Origin of the sequence: Sandaracinus amylolyticus (assembly GCF_021631985.1) — a bacterium.
In the GTDB taxonomy this organism is placed as follows: Bacteria; Myxococcota_A; Polyangia; order Polyangiales; family Sandaracinaceae; genus Sandaracinus; species Sandaracinus amylolyticus_A.
Map to the genome: position 1 here is coordinate 6,520,657 of NZ_CP070225.1, position 16,346 is coordinate 6,537,002.

Here is a 16,346-nt window from a genome sequence, read left to right on the forward strand (position 1 = left end):
GCCGTGCCAGCTCGATCGCTCGTGCGAGCGCGGACCGAGCGACCGGCGTAGGCACCCCACGATGGACGAGACACGCGACTGGATCCTCGAAACGCTGTGGAGCGACGACGAGCTTGTTCTCTCACGCGGCGTCGATCGCACGGGCACGCACCTCGTGGTCGCTGCCGCGTCGCCGGACGTTGCGCCCGCGTTCCGAGCGCGTCTCGAGCGCGCGCTCGCGCTCCGCGAGCACCTCGATCCCGATTGGTGCGCACGACCGCGCGAGCTCATGAGGCTCGGGGAACGTCCCGCGCTCCTGATGGACGATCCCGGTGGCGAGGTGTTGTCGCGCTACGTGGGCCGGACGTGGGACCTGGGCGACTTCCTCGCGATGGCGGCCGAGCTCGCGCGCGCAATCGCGCGTCTCCATGCAAGTGGGATCGTGCACCGGAGCCTCGAGCCGGCGACCGTGCTCGTCGACGTGGCCGCGACCCGCGCGTGGCTCACCGGGTTCGGCAGCGCCTCGCGCATTCCGCAGGAACACGCGAGCCCGGAGCCGCCACAGGTCATCGCGGGAGCGCTCGCTTACATGGCGCCGGAGCAGACCGGTCGTGTGGGCCGATCGATCGATCCGCGGAGCGACCTCTACTCGCTCGGGGTGATGCTCTACGAGCTGCTCGCGGGTCGCCTGCCGTTCACGGCGAGCGATCCGATGGAGTGGATCCACTGCCACGTCGCGCGCGAGCCGGCGCCGCTCGCGCCCGAGCTCGCGCCAGCTCCAGTGCTGGAGATCGTGCACAAGCTGCTCGCGAAGACTGCAGAGGACCGTTACCAGACGGCCGGCGGGCTCGCGCGAGATCTGCGGCACTGCCTCGAGTCCTGGCGAGCGAGGGGCGACATCGATCCGTTCCCCCTCGCGGCGCGCGACGTGCCCGATCGGCTCAGCATTCCGGGGACGCTCTACGGTCGACAGCGCGAGGTCGCGGAGCTGACCGCCACGCTCACCCGCGCACGCACGCGGGGCGAGAGCGAGCTCGTGCTCGTCTCCGGCTATTCGGGAGTGGGCAAGTCGTCGGTGGTGCACGAGCTCCACGACGCGCTCGTCGCAGCGCGCGGCGCGTTCGCGTCGGGGAAGTTCGATCAGTACAAGCGCGACGTTCCCTACGCGACGTTCGCGCAAGCGCTGCGGACGTTGGTCCGGCAGATCCTCGCGAAGAGCGAGGCGGAGATGACGCGGATCCGCGGCGCGGTGCGCGCCGCCGTAGGCCCGAACGGCGCCCTGGTCGTGGAGCTCGTGCCCGAGCTCGAGCTCGTGATCGGAGCCCAACCTCCGGTCCCCGAGCTGCCGGCCCACGAGGCGCAACACCGCTTCCACCGCGTGGTCCGGCGCCTCCTCGGCGCGCTCGCACAACCGGACCTTCCGATCGCGATCTTCCTCGACGATCTACAGTGGCTCGACGGCGCCACGCTCGCGCTTCTCGAGCACCTCGTACTAGATCCGTGCGCGGCCCATCTGCTCCTCATCGGCGCTTACCGCGACAACGAAGTCGGGCCCTCGCATCCGCTCGCCCGAATGCTCGAGCGGGCAAACGCGCAAGGCGGCGCCGTGCGCGAGATCGTGCTCGGTCCGCTGGACGTCGACGACGTCGCCGGGCTGATTGCCGATACGCTGCGCTGGAATCGTGAACGCGCGTACTCACTCGCATCGATCGTTCACGAGAAAACGGCCGGCAACCCTTTCTTCGCGACTCAGTTCCTGCGCACCCTCGAGGCCGAGCGGCTCGTCGTGTTCGAGGCAGAGCGCGCAGAGTGGACGTGCGACGTCGAGCGAGTGCGCGCGTCGCCGTTGACGGAAAATGTCGTCGTCCTCATGGTCGCGACGCTCGAGCGCCTCTCGGAGCAGTCGAGGCAGGTGCTCGCGCAGCTCGCGTGCCTCGGGGACTCCGCTGTCGTCGATACGCTCGCGCTGGCCGCGGGAACGACCCCGAACGCGATCGAAGACGCGATGATCGAGCCCGTGCGCGCCGGCCTCGTCGTCCGTCGCGGCAGCGAGTTCGCGTTCGCGCACGATCGGGTGCAAGAAGCCGCGTACGCCTCGGTGCCCGAAGCCGCGCGGCCGGCGATGCACCTGCGTCTCGGTCGGCTGCTTCTCGCGGAAGTGCCCGCCGACGCAATCCGCGAGCGCGTGTTCGATGTCGTTCACCACCTCGACCGCGGCGCCGTGCTCCTGACGAGCACGGACGAGCGCGAGCGTGTCGCGGAGCTCGATCTCGTCGCGGGACGGCGCGCCAGAGCGGCGGCTGCGTACGCGGCCGCGCGCTCGTATCTCGCGTCGGGCGACGCGCTGCTCCCAGGCGATGCGTGGCATCGGCGGTACGATCTCGCCCTCGCGATCCGCACCTTGCGTGCGGAGTGCGAGATCTTGTGCGGCAATCTCGACGCGGCCGAGCGGCTGATCGCTGATCTGCTCGTGCATGCGCGCTCGAACGTGGATCGCGCCCACGCGTATGTGCTGCGCATCGAGCTCGACGTCCTGCGATCACAGAACCAGCGCGCGGTCGAGTCGGCGCTCGAATGCCTCGCGCTCTTCGGGATCGTGATCCCCGCGCATCCCACCGAGGAGGAGCTCGAGCGCGGCTACGCGCGGGTGTGGACCCAGCTCGACGCGCGATCGATCGCCTGTCTCGTCGATCTGCCACGCATGACGAATCCCGACGTCGAGGCAGCGATGCAGGTGCTCGCCGCGCTCTACGCACCTGCAGTGTTCACCGACGAGCGCCTCGCCGCGCTCACGTTCGGGCACCTCGTCGAGCTCTCCCTCGAGCACGGCGTGACGGGCGCGTCCACTCACGGGTTCGCGTGGTTCGGCATCATGCTGGGGCACTACTCCGGCAGGCACGCCGATGCATACGAGCTCGGGCGTCTCGCGCACGCGCTCGTGCAACGCCACGGCTTCGCCGCGTACTCCGCGAAGACCCTGTTCGCGCTCGAGATCCTCAGCGTGTGGACGCGCCCGATCTCCGAGGCTCTCGAGACGATCCGCGCAGCGTTCTCGGCGGGTGTCGAGACCGGCGACGTGACGGTCGCGTGCTACGCCGGCAACCACCTCGTCTCCGATCGGCTGCTGCGCGGAGATCCTCTCGACGCGGTCTGGAACGACACCGAGCGCGGGATCGAGTTCGCGCGGCGCGCGCGCTTCGGCGACGTCGTCGACATCCTCGTTGCGCAGCAGCGCTTCATCGCCGCGATGCGAGGGCACACCCGCTCCCTCACGACGTTCGACGGCGAGGGTTTCGACGAGCGCGCGTTCGAGGCCGCGCTGACCCCCGACCGCATGGCCACGATGGTCTTCTGGTACTGGGTGATCAAGGGTCAGGCCCGCTTCCTCGCAGGAGACGCCGAGGAGGCCGCCCGCGCACTCGACCGGGCGCGCACTCTCCGCTGGGCCTCACCCGGTCACGTACAGCTCCTCGACTACCATCTCTTCTCGGCGCTCACCCTCGCGGCGCGCGGGCGGGGCGGAGCCGATGGCGGCGAGAATGCCTGGCGCGCCGAGATCGACGAGCATCACGAGCAGCTCGCGCGGTGGGCGCGCAGCCGGCCCGAGACGTTCGCCGACAAGCACGCGCTGGTCGGCGCCGAGATCGCGCGCCTGGAGGGACGCGCGCTGGACGCAATGGACCTCTACGAGCGCGCCGTGTCGCTCGCGCACGAGAACGACTTCGGGCACTACGAAGGGCTCGCGTGCGAGCTCGCGTCGAGCTTCTATGCCTCGCGCGGGCTCGACGTCGCGGCCCGCGCCCACCGCGCGCGCGCGCGCCGGTGTTATGAGCGCTGGGGCGCGATCGCAAAGGTTCAGCAGCTCGATGATCTGCAGTCGCGCGAGGCCGCGACACCTACGAGTGCCGCGCCCGCGCGGATCGATCTGCCGGTCGGGCAGCTCGACTTCGGCACCGTCATCGAGATCACGCGGGCAGTGTCCGACGAACTGGTGCTCGAGACTCTGGTCGAGAGGCTGATGACGATCGCGCTCGAGCACGCGGGCGCGACGCGGGGGCTCCTCGTCATGACGCGCGACGGCACTCACCACGTCGAGGCAGAAGCGTCGGTCGAGAACGGTGCGGTGGCGGTGCGGAGGTCTCGGGCCATCAGCGCGGCCGAGCTTCCCGACTCGGTGATCCGCTACGTCTCGCGCACCCACGAGAGCGTCGTCGTGGGCGATGCGGCGGCGCCAGGCCGGATGCTCGACGATCCCGGGCTACGCGCGACGGGAGCGCGCTCGGTGATGTGCGTGCCCCTGGTCCGGCGCGGTCGCCTCACGGGTGTCCTCTATCTCGAGAACGCCCTCACCCCGCACGCGTTCACCGCGGCGCGCGCGGCGCTCCTCCGCTTGCTCGCGTCTCAGGCCGCGATCTCGCTCGAGAATGCGCGGCTCTACGCAGACCTGCGCGCTGCCGAGGCGTATCTCGCGGAGGCTCAGCGCATCAGTCGGACGGGGAGCTTCGGTTGGGACGTCTCGCGAGGAGAGCTCGTGTGGTCCGATCAGACCTACGCGATCTTCGGCATCGATCGCGAGACGCAACCAAGCCTCGAGGCGATGCTCGCGCGCGCGCACCCGAGCGATCGCGAGCGGGTGGCGGCGCGGCTCGAGCGCGCTGCGCTCGAAGGCGTCGACTGGGACCTCGAGCACCGACTGTTGCTGCCCGACGGCACCGTTAAGCACGCGCACGTCGTGGCTCAGGCGAAGCGCGCGAGTGGCGAGCGCCTGAGGTTCGTCGGCGCGATCACCGATATCACCGAGGCCAAACGCGCTGAGGACCGATTGCAGGCGTCGATCGAAGAGAAGGACGCGCTGCTCAAGGAAGTGCACCACCGCGTGAAGAACAACCTCCAGCTCATCAGCAGCCTGCTCAGCTTGCAGTCAGCGCACACGCAGTCGCCCGACGTGGCCGAGCTCCTCGCCGACAGCCGGAACCGGGTGCGCTCGATGGCCCTGGTGCACGAGAACCTCTATCGCGCGGGGAACTTCTCGAAGATCTCGATGCCGACGCACATCGCGAAGCTCTGCTCGCATCTTGCGACGGTCTACGACGTGCGGTCGCGACGGATAGCGCTCACGATCGACATCGCGCCTCTCCACCTCGACATGGACCGCGGCATGTCGTGCGGGCTCGTCGTCAACGAGCTGGTGTCGAACGCGCTCAAGCACGCCTTCCCCGACGGCAGCAGCGGCGAGGTGCACATCGAGCTCGTGCGCGATGCTGCTGGCCGTTGTGCACTCTCGGTCGCCGACGACGGGGTCGGGATCCCTGACGAGATCGATCCGCTGGGCACCGACACGCTCGGGCTCCAGCTGGTGCGAGATCTGACGGAGCAGCTCGGGGGATCGCTGGTGGTCGAGCGGGAGCGCGGGACGCGCTTCGTCGTGTCGTTTGATCCGCGGGAGGCCTCCGAGAGGAACGTGGTGCGATGACCTCAGTACGCATCCTCATCGTCGAAGACGATCGCGTCGTCGCACGCGATCTCCGCCAGCAGCTCACGCGCATGGGGCACACCGTGGTGGGCGCGGCGGTGGCCGGCGATCAGGCGGTGGCGCTCGCGGAATCGGCGAAGCCCGAGCTGGTGCTCATGGACATCCGGCTCGAGGGCGAGTGCGACGGGATCGCAGCGGCGCAGGAGATCCGCGAACGCTTCCAGGTCCCGGTCATCTACCTCACTGCGTACGCCGACGACCACACGCTGCGGCGCGCGAGAGTCACCGAGCCCTTCGGGTACCTGCTCAAGCCCTTCGAGGACTCTCAGCTACGCACCGTAGTCGAGATGGCGCTCCACAAGCACGCCGCAGAGCGCCGGCTCCGCGAGAGCGAGCGTCGATACGCCGTCACGCTCTCGAGCATCGGCGACGCGGTGATCGCGACCGACGAACAGGCATGCGTGACGTTCGTGAACGCCGCCGCCGAGGGTGTGTTGGGGCGCCGTGCCGCCGACGCGCTCGGCCGCCCGATCGCTGACGTGCTCCGCGTCGTGAGTGGAGCCACGCGCGCTGCTCCCCCCGACACCGCGCACGAGGTTCTGCGCACGCACCGCATCGTCGAGCTCGCGGACGGTAGCGTGCTCCTCACGCACGACGGCCGAGAAGTGCCGATCGACGGGCGCGGATCTCCGATCGTCGACGATCGCGGCGAGACGAGCGGTGTCGTGGTGGTGCTCCGCGACATGACCGAGCGCCGGCGCGCCGAGGAAGCCGAAGCGCTGCGAGAGGCACAGCTCCGCATCGATCAGGCTGTGCGTGGCTCGAACATCGGCATCTTCGAGGTCGACCTCACGAGACCCGCCGACGTGCCGAGAGCGGTGCTCACGAACGTGTTCGAGCAGCTCGGCATGGCGCCTCAGCACGATCCGATCGACCTCGCGAGCGTGATGTCGCTGGTCCACGCGGACGATCGCGATCGCATCGAAGAGGCGGTCCGAGCATGGGTCCTCGAGGGACGCCGCGAGATCGAGCTCGAGGCCCGCGTGGTGCACCGCGACGGCACGCACCGCTGGCTCCTCGCGCGCGGCGCGATGGTCCTCGACGCGAACGGACGCGCGTTGCGCTTCGCGGGGACGACCGTCGACATCACCGATCGCCGGCGCGTCGAGGATGCGCTCCGCGCGAGCGAGCAGCGTGCGCGCACATTCGTCGATCACGCCGCCGACGCGTTCATGCTGCTGGACTCCGAGCTCGTGCTCCTCGACGTGAACGAGCGCGCGTGCGCGAGCCTCGGGTACACGCCAACGGAGCTCGTCGGGCTCACGCCCCTCGCGTTCGATCGCGATGTCACGCCGACGGCGTTCGAGGAGATCAAGGCACGCCTGCGCGACGGAGAGCTGCTCGCGTTCGAGTCGCGCCAGACGCGCAAGGACGGGACCGTCTTCCCGGTCGAGGTGCGAGCCCGCATGTTCGACGATCGCGGCTCGCCGAAGGTGGTCGCGTACTGCCGCGACATCACGGAGCGCAAGCGCGCCGAGGACGCGCTGCGGGAGAGCGAGCGGCGCTTCCGCACGTTCGTCGACTACGCGTCCGACGCGTTCATGCTGTTCGACATCGATCTGCGCGTCATCGACGTGAACGCCGCGGCGTGCGCGTACCTCGGTTACGCAGCTCACGAGCTGGTCGGGCTCACCCCGCTCGCGTTCGACCCGGCGGTCACGGCCAACGATCTCGCAGCGAACGTCGCGTACCTCTTGGAGCACGAGTTCATCTCGTTCGAGTCGAGGTGGCTGAGGAAGGACGGCTCGCTCTTCCCGGTCGAAGTGCGCGCCCGGATGTTCGAGGCCGAGGGGCAGAAGCGGGTCATCAGCCTGATCCGCGACGTCACCGAGCGACGGCGCGCGGAGGACGCCCTGCGCGAGAGCGAGGCGCGCTTCCGGGGAACGTTCGAGAACGCCGCCGTCGGGATCGCTCACGGTGATGCCGAAGGTCGCTATCTACGCGTCAACCAGACGCTCTGCGACATCGTCGGCAGGACTCGCGAGGAGCTCGGAGCGCTGAGGTTCCAGGACCTCACTCATCCCGACGATCTCGAGGCGAGCATCGCGCTCCACGCATCGCTCGTCCGAGGCGATGTCGCCAGCTACCGCACGGAGACGCGGATGATCTCGAGCAGCGGTGGGACCGCTTGGCTCAACCAGACCGTGTCGGGCCAGCGCGATCCCGACGGTAGTCTGCTCCATACGATCGCGATCCTCGAGGACGTCTCGCAACGCAAGGCGCTCGAGGCAGAGCTGCGCCACGCGAAGACGGTCGCGGAGAGCGCCAACCGGGCCAAGGACGAGTTCCTCGCGAACGTGAGCCACGAGATCCGCACGCCGATGAACGCGATCCTCGGAATGACGGAGCTCGTGCTCGACACCGCGCTCACCGACGCACAACGACAGTCGTTGCGCAGCGTGAGTGCGGCGGCGGGAAACCTCCTCGGAATGATCAATGACCTCCTCGACTTCTCGAAGATCGAGGCTGGCAAGCTCGAGCTGGACATCGGCGACTTCGCGCTCCGCCCCGCGATCGCGGAGACGCTTCGCGCGCTCGCGGTGCGCGCGCACCGGAAGGGCCTCGAGCTCGTCTGCACGGTCGAGCCGGACGTGCCCGACGCGCTCTCGGGTGACGCGGCGCGCCTGCGCCAAGTGCTCATCAACCTCGTCGGAAACGCGATCAAGTTCACTGACCGCGGCGAGGTCGTGGTGGAGGTACGCGCGGTCCACAGTGCCGCGCCCGACAGCGAAGCAACGCTGCGCTTCTCGGTGCGCGACACCGGCATCGGCATCCCACTCGACAAGCAGGCCTCGATCTTCCGGGCGTTCGAGCAGGAGGATTCGTCCACCACGCGCCGCTATGGCGGCACCGGCCTCGGGCTCACGATCGCAGCGCAGCTCATCGCACTGATGGATGGTCAGCTCACCGTCGAGAGCGCACCGGGCCGTGGGAGCACGTTCACCTTCGATGCGCGCTTCCGCCGGTCGCAGCAGGCGATTCCCCCGGGTCCCACGGTGCCCGAGCTCTCGCTGCGCGGGCTCCGGGTACTGATCGTCGACGACAACGCGGTCAACCGGCAGATCCTCGAGACGTGGCTCAACGGATGGCGGATGGAGGCGCACGCCGTCGGTGACGCGATGGCTGCGATGGACGCGCTGTGGCACGGCGTTGCGTCGGGCCGTCCGTATCACCTCGTGCTTCTCGACGCGCGCATGCCCGACACCGACGGGCTGGTGCTCGCGACGAGGATCCGAGAGCGCACCGAGCTCGCCGCGACTCGCATCGTGTTGCTCACTTCCGGCGATCGCCCAGGCGATCAGGAGCGGTTCCGCGAGCTGCGGGTCGACGGATACCTGCTGAAGCCCGTGCCGCAGGAAGAGCTGCTCGAGACGATCCACGCCGTCGCGAGCCGCTCGGGAGGCGACGGTGCCGCGCATTGGCCCGTCACCGCGACCACGTATGAACGCGCCGCGACCGCAGTCACGTCCGCACCGCGGGCACTTCGAGTACTGGTCGTGGAGGACGACGAGTTCAGCGCGCAGCTACTCCGGAGCCTGCTCATCTCGAGAGGCCACGCGTTCGTGCTGGCGGGCACCGGCACGGAGGCGCTCGCGTGCTATGCGCGGACGCGCTTCGATCTCATGCTCCTCGATCTGCACATGCCGGAGATGGACGGCTTCGATGTGATTCGAGAGATCCGATCGCTCGAGCGGGAAGCCGGAGGCCACCTGCCGGTCATCGCGGTGACCGCCCGCTCGCGCCAAGAGGATCGCAAACGCTGTCTCGACGCGGGCATGGACGCGTTCCTCTCGAAGCCGATCGTCGCCGCCGAGCTGTGGACCACGATCGACCGTGTGATCACCGCGGGCCTGCCCGGCGATCCCACGCCGGGACTGATCTCGGCATCCGTGCTCCTCTCGGCCTGTGGCGGCAACGGGCTGATCCTCGACACGATCGTCGCGGCGCTCCGCGCGCGAGTCCCCGGCGAGCTCGCGAAAGCGCGCATCGCGCTCGAACAGCGCGAGCCGCCCGCGCTCCGTGATGTCGCGCACCGGCTCGCGTCGACGCTCGGTACGTTCTCGGTCGTCGCGGGCGCGGTCGCGTCGGAGCTCGAGGATGTGGCCTCGATGGGCCGCATCGACGAGGCGGGACCGCTGCTCACGCGACTCCGGGCGCTCGCTCACGAGCTGCTGCGCACCGTGGGCGCGATCACGATCGAAGAGCTCGAAGCCGCGGCCCGCGACCCCGGATGATCAGCGGTGCGCGGCTGCGCGCGCGTATGCGCTCGGCGTGACCCCGACCACTCGCACGAACCACCGGTGGAGGTGGCTCGAATCGTAGAACCCGGCCTCGCGTGCGGCCTGCGCTGGCGCGACCCGCCGGGCCAGGCGGGCGCGCGCCTGCGAAACCCTCACATGCATCAGATACTGATGCGGCGGCAAACCGAACTGCCGGTGGAACGAGCGCAGCATGTGCTCGCGGCTGAGGCCGCTCGCGTCGGCGAGCTCGCGCACCGTGAGGTCCTCGGAGAAGCGATCGTGGATGAGGTCGCGGACGCGCTGGAGCCCAGCGGGAGCGTGCAGGGTGCGAGGTGCCGACGCCCCCGGGTGATCGTGGCGCACGAGAAGCGCGAGCGCGCGCCGGACGAGCGTCTCGGACGCGAGCGCCGGCGCACCTTCGGCGAGGGCGCGGTGCACCAACCGGAACGCATCGTAGGCCTCGCGGTCATCGTAGAGGTGCGAGGCGAATGCACTCTTGCCTGCGTGCGCTTCGGGCGCGAGCGAGGCGAACGCCGCGGGCGTCAGCTGGACGATTTGCCAATCACAGCGCGCGTGCGGGACCGCTTGGAACGTCTCGCCCGGCGACATCGCACTCAGAAAGCCGCCGTCGTGCTTGCCTCGGCGATAGAAGCTGCTGCAGTTGTTCTTCGAGCGATCCGTCGCGAGCGTCACGACGAACGTCTCGACGAGGCCGTCCCACGGCCGCACGGTGCCCGCGATGCGGAGGAGCTCGATACCCTCGCAAGTCGCGGGGCGGACGAGCTCCACGTACTCGTCTCCCTCGTCGGCGTCGGCCATCAGGTCCTCGAGGATATCCGCGCCGCGAGACGACGACACGGTCGATGTTCGTTGTACGAAAGTGCGGTGGACGGGTTCGGCACGCTCTTGCAACCTCGTCGACGACTCGCGCGACCAGACCGCCCGCGTCGGCGGGCGGAGGTCGGACACCCGACCCCACGCGGCATGGCGATTGATCTCTCCGACTTCGTCCTCCACGAGATCCGCGACGACGGCGAGATCGCCCTCTATCGCGGCCTCCGGAAACACGACGGACGACCGGTCTTCGTGGCGACGACTTCGAGCCCGCGGCCGAGCGACCGAGCTCGCGCATGGCTCCGGCGGAGCTACGCGCTCCGGAGCACGATCGATCCAGCGATCTCGCTGCGCGTGCTGGAGCTCGACGACACGCCCCATCAAGCGTCGCTGGTGCTCGAAGATCCCGGAGGAGATCCGCTCTCGACCGTGCTGCGCCGCGGGAGGCTCGCGACAGGGCCGTTCCTCTCCATCGCGATCGAGCTCGCGGCGGCGGTTGCACGGTTCCACGCGAGCGGGCTCGTGCACGGCGCGATCCGATCCGCGAACGTGCTCGTGGATCGTGATCGCGGCGATCGGGTGCGGCTCGACGGCATCGGTGGCGCGCTCTCGATGGGCCAGACGCTCGCTGCAGGCGACGACGCGACGCCTCATACCGCGCCCGAGCAGATCGGGTCGGGACTTCCCATCGACGCGCGTACTGATCTCTACGCGCTCGGCGCGACGCTCTACGAGATGCTCACCGGCGATCTGCCGTTCCGCACGCGGGACGTTGTGCGGCTCGCGTGGTGCCACCTCGCGGCCGCTCCCGAGCCGCCGCGCGATCGCGTGGGGACGATCCCGAGCACGCTCTCCGAGATCGTCCTCGCGCTGCTGGCGAAGCACCCAGACGATCGCTACCAGACCGCCTCCGGGGTCGAGGCCGATCTGCGACGCTGCCGCGCCGAGTGGGAGGCGCAGCGGAAGATTCCTCCGTTCGCGCTCGGCACGCGCGACGTGCCGTCGCACTGGGTCGCGCCGACCCGACTGCGAGGCCGCGAGCGAGCGCTCGCCTCGTTGCGCGTGGCGCTCGACCATGCGGTCGACCTCGAGGCGCCGGCGCTGGCACTGATTTCCGGCGATCGCGGCACGGGTCGATCGTCCCTCGCTCGCGCAGTCGCCGCGTTGCTGCCGGTCGAAGGGCGCGCCGCGATCGCGCCCGCCGTCGACGTCCGCGGCGGGCGTCCTGGCGTGATCGTCGTGGATGATCTCGAGCTCGCGCCTCCCGAGACGATCGAAGCGCTCGCACGCATCCTCACCGACGCCGCGGTCGGGCCGATCGTCGTCGTCGCCACGCACCGGCGCGCCGCGATCGAGAGCCCTGCGACGCGACTGCGGGATCTCGCCGAGCGAGGTGGGTACGTCATCGAGATCGACCTTGGTCCGCTTTCGCTCGACGACACCGTCGGGATCGCCGCCGATGCGCTTCGCTGCGGGCGCGAGGCCGCGTCCGAGCTCGGGGTGCTCGTGCACGGACGCGCGGGCGGTCATCCGCGAAGCACCGTCGAGCTCCTCGGATCATTGGTCGCGCGCGGGCTCGTCACGTTCGATCCGACCGGGCCTCGGTGGACGTGGGATCGCGCGCGGATCGCGCAGGAGCTCCGGATCACGTGAAGGGCGGATTGTGCGCGAGATCTCGTTCATCGCAGTCATCCCGCAGGACGGCGCGGCCGCGGAGCAAGACCGTTCCAAGGACGCACGCGGCAGCGGGCAAGAACGTTCCAAACGCAGGCGAAGGCACGCCTCTGCCGACACGATCCAGGTGGTCGAGAGCGCGGCGCGCGAAGCTCGAGACCCGTGACGCGGATCGCCAACAGGTGCGCGACTACATCCAGCGAGAATGAGCTCAGCGGATCGATCGGAATGCGGCGCGTAGCTCGCTGACGAAGATCGCGGGCTGCTCGAATGCCGCGAAGTGCCCGCCGCGCTCCGCCTCGTTGAAGTACACGAGGTCGCGGTAGCAGCGCTCGGCCCATCGGCGCGGCGCACGATAGATCTCGCCGGGGAACACCGTCACGGCGACGGGGATGTCGATCTCCACCGCGTCGAACGCGAGGTCGGCATTCTCCCAGTAGAGACGGGCCGACGACGTGCCGCTATTCGTGAGCCAATAGAGCGTGATGTCGTCGAGCATCGCGTCGCGCGCCAGCACGCGCTCCGGCACTCCGCCGCTGTCGGTCCACGCTGCGAGCTTCTCGTAGATCCACGCCGCCTGGCCGACCGGCGAGTCGGCGAGCGCATAGCCCAGCGTCTGGGGCCGCGTCGCCTGCACGTGCGCGTACCCCGAGCCCTTCGTGAAGAAGGTCTGGAGCGCGTCGAGCGCGCGGCGCTCGTCCTCGTCGAGCTCGTCGGGTACGGGCCGCGGCACGACAGCCGGCATGTTCACGTGAATCGCCGCGAGGCCCTTCGGCGCCTGGCTCCCCATCGCCTGAGTGACGACTGCGCCCCAGTCTCCGCCTTGCGCGACATAGCGTGAGTATCCGAGGCGCTGCATCAGCGCGTGCCAGGCACGCGCGACGCGGTGCCGATCCCATCCAGGCTCTCGCGGTTTGCCCGAGAAGCCGTAGCCCGGAAGCGAGGGAAGCACGAGGTGGAACGCGTCGCGGGCCTCGCCGCCGTGCGCGGTGGGATCGGTGAGCGGACCGATCACGTCCAGGAGCTCGATCACCGAGCCCGGCCACCCATGCGTCATGATCAGCGGCAGCGCCTCAGGATGCGGCGATCGCACGTGCACGAAGTGCACGTCGACGCCATCGATCTCGGTGATCCACTGTGGCAGTCGGCCCAGCCGGTTCTCGATGCGACGGAAGTCGTACCGATCACGCCAGTGCTCCACGAGCGCCCGCATCGCTGCGAGGGGCACCCCCTGCGAGGCGTCATCCACGGTCTCGCGCTCGGGCCATCGCGTGGCCGCGAGGCGTGCGCGAAGGTCGTCGATGGACGACTGCTTGATTTCGATCCGAAAGGGCCGCAGCGCGGCGCGGTCGTTGGTCTGCATTGAATGCTCTCTTTCTGCTATCGCGCGGGGCAGTGCGACGCGGTGAAGGCCTGCCTTCCAGAAGCGCGAGGACCCGGCTGACGATGCGATGACAACCGGACACACACGCCCCAACGTCCGGCTGCGCACTGCCGCGGTGAGGCCAGCGGTCCTGTCCACGCGGGCGTGCGCTCAGAACGGGCGGCCCGGCGCGAGGCCGAGGAACTGGAGGCGCGCGTGATCGAGCTCGGCGTCGGATCGCTCGCGCACCATGCGCAGCACCTTCGCGGCCTCCACACCGATCGGCGCGCGGATCGGAGAGGGGTTCTCCTCTGCGCGATCGACGATGAGGGACGCCGCCACGGCGGGATCCATGCCCGAGCCCTGCGCCGCGTTGAACGCGCGCTCGAATGACGCGAATGCGCTGCCATAGAGCGCGCGCTGTTCCTCCGTCATCGCGTCGCGCATTCGCTGGATCGCCGCCGCGGACTTGGCCGGTGCATCGGTGCGCATGTTGCCGGGGAGCACCGTGATGAAATCCACCCCCTGCTGCGCGAGCTCACCCCGGTACGCGTCGGCGAGCGCCTCGAGCGCCGCTTTGCACGCGCTCGAAGGACCGCTGAACGGCAGCGGGAACCGAGCGGACCACGAGCTCACCTGTACGATGCGCCCGCGGGCCCTTCGCAGCGCGGGCAGGAACGCTTGGACCACCCGCAGCGCGCCGAACACATCGACCTCGAACTCGTGCCGCACCTGCTCGATCGAGAGGAGCTCGAGCGGACCGGGCGTGAGGATCCCGACGTTGCTGACGAGCACGTCGACCCCGCGGTCACCGAACGACGCCTCCTTCGCGAACCGCGCGACGTCATCATCTTTCGTGATGTCGCAGGGCGTCAGCACGGCGCGCGCGCCGGACGCCGCAGCGAGCGACTCGGTCTCTTCGTCCGACCGGGACGTGCCGCGCACGTCGTAGCCACGCGACACGAGCTCGAGCGCGATCGCGCGACCCAAGCCGGCACCGGCGCCAGTGATCACCGCCGTCCGAGAAGTCATCGTGCGGTCTCCTCGAGCTCGTCGAACGAGCGCACGCCGAGCTGCTGCACGAGGGACCACACGTGGGGCACGCCCCAGTGCTCCACGATCCGCCCGTCTCTGACTCCGACGATATCCATGATGGGAAATGCGACGGTGCGTCCGGTCGGCGAAAGGCCCATGAAGCGACCGAGGTGCGTGCCTTCGTACGTCTTGAACGACGTGACCCGCCCGCCCTCGATCACCTGCAGGTGCACCGCTGCACGGAAGTCGGGGAACGCGGCGCGGAACGTCTGATAGATGCGCCGCGCCCCCTCCTTCGTGGGCTCGTATCCGGGGAACGGAGTGTGGTCCACGAAATCGGGATGGAAGAGCTCGTCGAAGACCCGGAAGTCGCCTCCGGACTGCACCTCTTCGATCAACCGACGCACCACCGCACGGGCCGACTCGTCTTCACGATTCATGTCCAGAACTCCGTTCTTGTGTCGAGACTCGAGCCGAGAGCGCGAGGACGCGCGCTCCGAAGAGCACGCATCCTCGCGCGGGCGGGTCAGGTGTTTCGCGCGCTCTGGCGGAGCAGCTGGAACTCCCACGCGATGCTGGTGCCGACGCTCCCGCCGTGTGCTGCCTGGATGTCGACGACCGCGGGAATCGTCTCCTCGCGCGCCCAGTCGCGCTGCAGCTCGCCCAGGAACGCCATCCACGTGATGGGCACGGCGCCCGCCTGGACCATCCGATCCACGGCGCGCTCGTGTGCCTCGGCGCTGACGCCCGCCGACGCGTCGGTCACGGCGTAGACCTCGTACCCCTCACCCAGCGCGTGGATGACGGGGAACGCGAGGCAGATCTCCGTGTAGAGCGCGGCGATGACGAGCTTCTTGCGGCCGGTCTTCTTGACGGCCTCCACGATCCGCGGGTCCTCCCACGAGTTCGTGTTCGTGCGGTCGATCGGCTTCTGATCGGGGAAGACGTCCAGGAGCGCCTTCGGCAGGTACCCGCCGCGGTCCTGCACGACCGTCGTGAGGATCGCGGGCACGCCGTACGCCTTCGCAGTCTTCGCGAGCGCGACGACGTTGTTGAGCACCATCGCGGGATCGTGGCTCTGGATGGTTGCGAACTGCATCGGCTGATGGTCGATCAGCAGCAGCACGCAGTTGTCGGGAGTGAGGAGGGCTTGGATTCCGGTCTTGGACATGCCCCCAGCATGAAGAACAAGCCGAATCGCGACTTGAAAGGTATTTGCGATATCAGCACGGCGCTCCGTAGCTCACTCGTGGACAGGAATCTTCGCCTTCCCGTACTCACGCCCGTGAACGTCGCGGGACGTGTGCCGCCGGTGCGCGTCGGGGCAAGCTTCGGTTTCCACGGCTCGAGGTCGTGCACGCGCCCGGAGCGCGAGGCTCACTACAACGAGCTCGAGGCCCCGGGCCTGGGGAGCGCCGCACGCGCGACGAGCGACTCCGCCAACAGGCGCGCGAAAGCATCGCGCGATGGCGCGATCCCGAGCGTCCGCGGCGGCGCTAGCCCCGTCAGATCTTCGCGATGTGATGCCGCGCAAGTGCGCGGCTTTGTCGGAGGCACGTTCTCGATCACCGCTGGACGAGAGCGGGTGCACGATGTCGACGAACCGCGCGAACCTGGTCGTACGTAGCAGCCTGGCGGTGCTGGCGACCGGTGCAGGAGGGCTGATCTTGTGGTCACACGGTCGGCA

The 16,346-nt window shown here is 69.3% G+C and carries 8 protein-coding genes; 3 read left to right on the plus strand and 5 right to left on the minus strand.

The genetic code is table 11. From position 1 onward, the window contains the following. The first annotated feature begins 61 nt into the window (after positions 1-61). Together I5071_RS27685 and I5071_RS27690 are read left to right on the plus strand one after the other, a co-directional pair. Entirely contained in the window at positions 62-5,452 is a 5,391-nt protein-coding gene (locus I5071_RS27685) for an AAA family ATPase (RefSeq protein WP_236515907.1), read from the plus strand. Next, a complete protein-coding gene (locus tag I5071_RS27690) occupies positions 5,449-9,747 on the plus strand; it encodes a PAS domain S-box protein (RefSeq protein ID WP_236515909.1) in 4,299 nt (1,432 codons plus the stop codon). The genes I5071_RS27685 and I5071_RS27690 overlap by 4 nt, the downstream gene beginning before the upstream one ends. On the opposite strand, the gene I5071_RS27695 is transcribed toward I5071_RS27690, so the two are convergent. Further along, positions 9,748-10,770, minus strand: a complete 1,023-nt coding sequence (locus I5071_RS27695; protein ID WP_236515910.1) for a helix-turn-helix domain-containing protein — start codon at positions 10,768-10,770, stop codon at positions 9,748-9,750. Here I5071_RS27695 and I5071_RS27700 point away from each other — a divergent pair. Beyond that, positions 10,738-12,240 (plus strand): serine/threonine protein kinase, encoded by a 1,503-nt coding sequence (locus I5071_RS27700; RefSeq protein ID WP_236515912.1) that lies wholly within the window; start codon positions 10,738-10,740, stop codon positions 12,238-12,240. The genes I5071_RS27695 and I5071_RS27700 overlap by 33 nt on opposite strands. Positions 12,241-12,472: 232 nt before the next feature. Here I5071_RS27700 and I5071_RS27705 read toward each other — a convergent pair whose 3' ends face one another. From I5071_RS27705 to I5071_RS27720, 4 genes are all read right to left on the minus strand, one after another. After that, positions 12,473-13,624: an epoxide hydrolase family protein gene (locus tag I5071_RS27705; RefSeq protein WP_329611078.1), complete on the minus strand. Its 1,152-nt coding sequence runs from the start codon at positions 13,622-13,624 to the stop codon at positions 12,473-12,475. Positions 13,625-13,795: 171 nt separating this feature from the next. Further along, a complete protein-coding gene (locus tag I5071_RS27710) occupies positions 13,796-14,656 on the minus strand; it encodes an SDR family NAD(P)-dependent oxidoreductase (protein ID WP_236515913.1) in 861 nt (286 codons plus the stop codon). After that, positions 14,653-15,099, minus strand: coding sequence for an ester cyclase (locus tag I5071_RS27715; protein WP_236515914.1), 447 nt, complete (start codon positions 15,097-15,099; stop codon positions 14,653-14,655). Before I5071_RS27715 ends, I5071_RS27710 begins: the two co-directional genes overlap by 4 nt. A gap of 86 nt (positions 15,100-15,185) precedes the next feature. Then, positions 15,186-15,830 (minus strand): hydrolase, encoded by a 645-nt coding sequence (locus tag I5071_RS27720; protein WP_236515915.1) that lies wholly within the window; start codon positions 15,828-15,830, stop codon positions 15,186-15,188. Positions 15,831-16,346 lie beyond the last annotated feature (516 nt).

Coding starts and splice junctions, on each gene's coding strand:
- I5071_RS27685 (WP_236515907.1), top strand. CDS start 62: ATGGACGAGACACGCGACTGGATCCTCGAAACGCTGTGGAGCGACGAC.
- I5071_RS27705 (WP_329611078.1), bottom strand. CDS start 13,624: ATGCAGACCAACGACCGCGCCGCGCTGCGGCCCTTTCGGATCGAAATC.
- I5071_RS27710 (WP_236515913.1), bottom strand. CDS start 14,656: ATGACTTCTCGGACGGCGGTGATCACTGGCGCCGGTGCCGGCTTGGGT.
- I5071_RS27720 (WP_236515915.1), bottom strand. CDS start 15,830: ATGTCCAAGACCGGAATCCAAGCCCTCCTCACTCCCGACAACTGCGTG.
- I5071_RS27700 (WP_236515912.1), top strand. CDS start 10,738: ATGGCGATTGATCTCTCCGACTTCGTCCTCCACGAGATCCGCGACGAC.
- I5071_RS27715 (WP_236515914.1), bottom strand. CDS start 15,099: ATGAATCGTGAAGACGAGTCGGCCCGTGCGGTGGTGCGTCGGTTGATC.
- I5071_RS27690 (WP_236515909.1), top strand. CDS start 5,449: ATGACCTCAGTACGCATCCTCATCGTCGAAGACGATCGCGTCGTCGCA.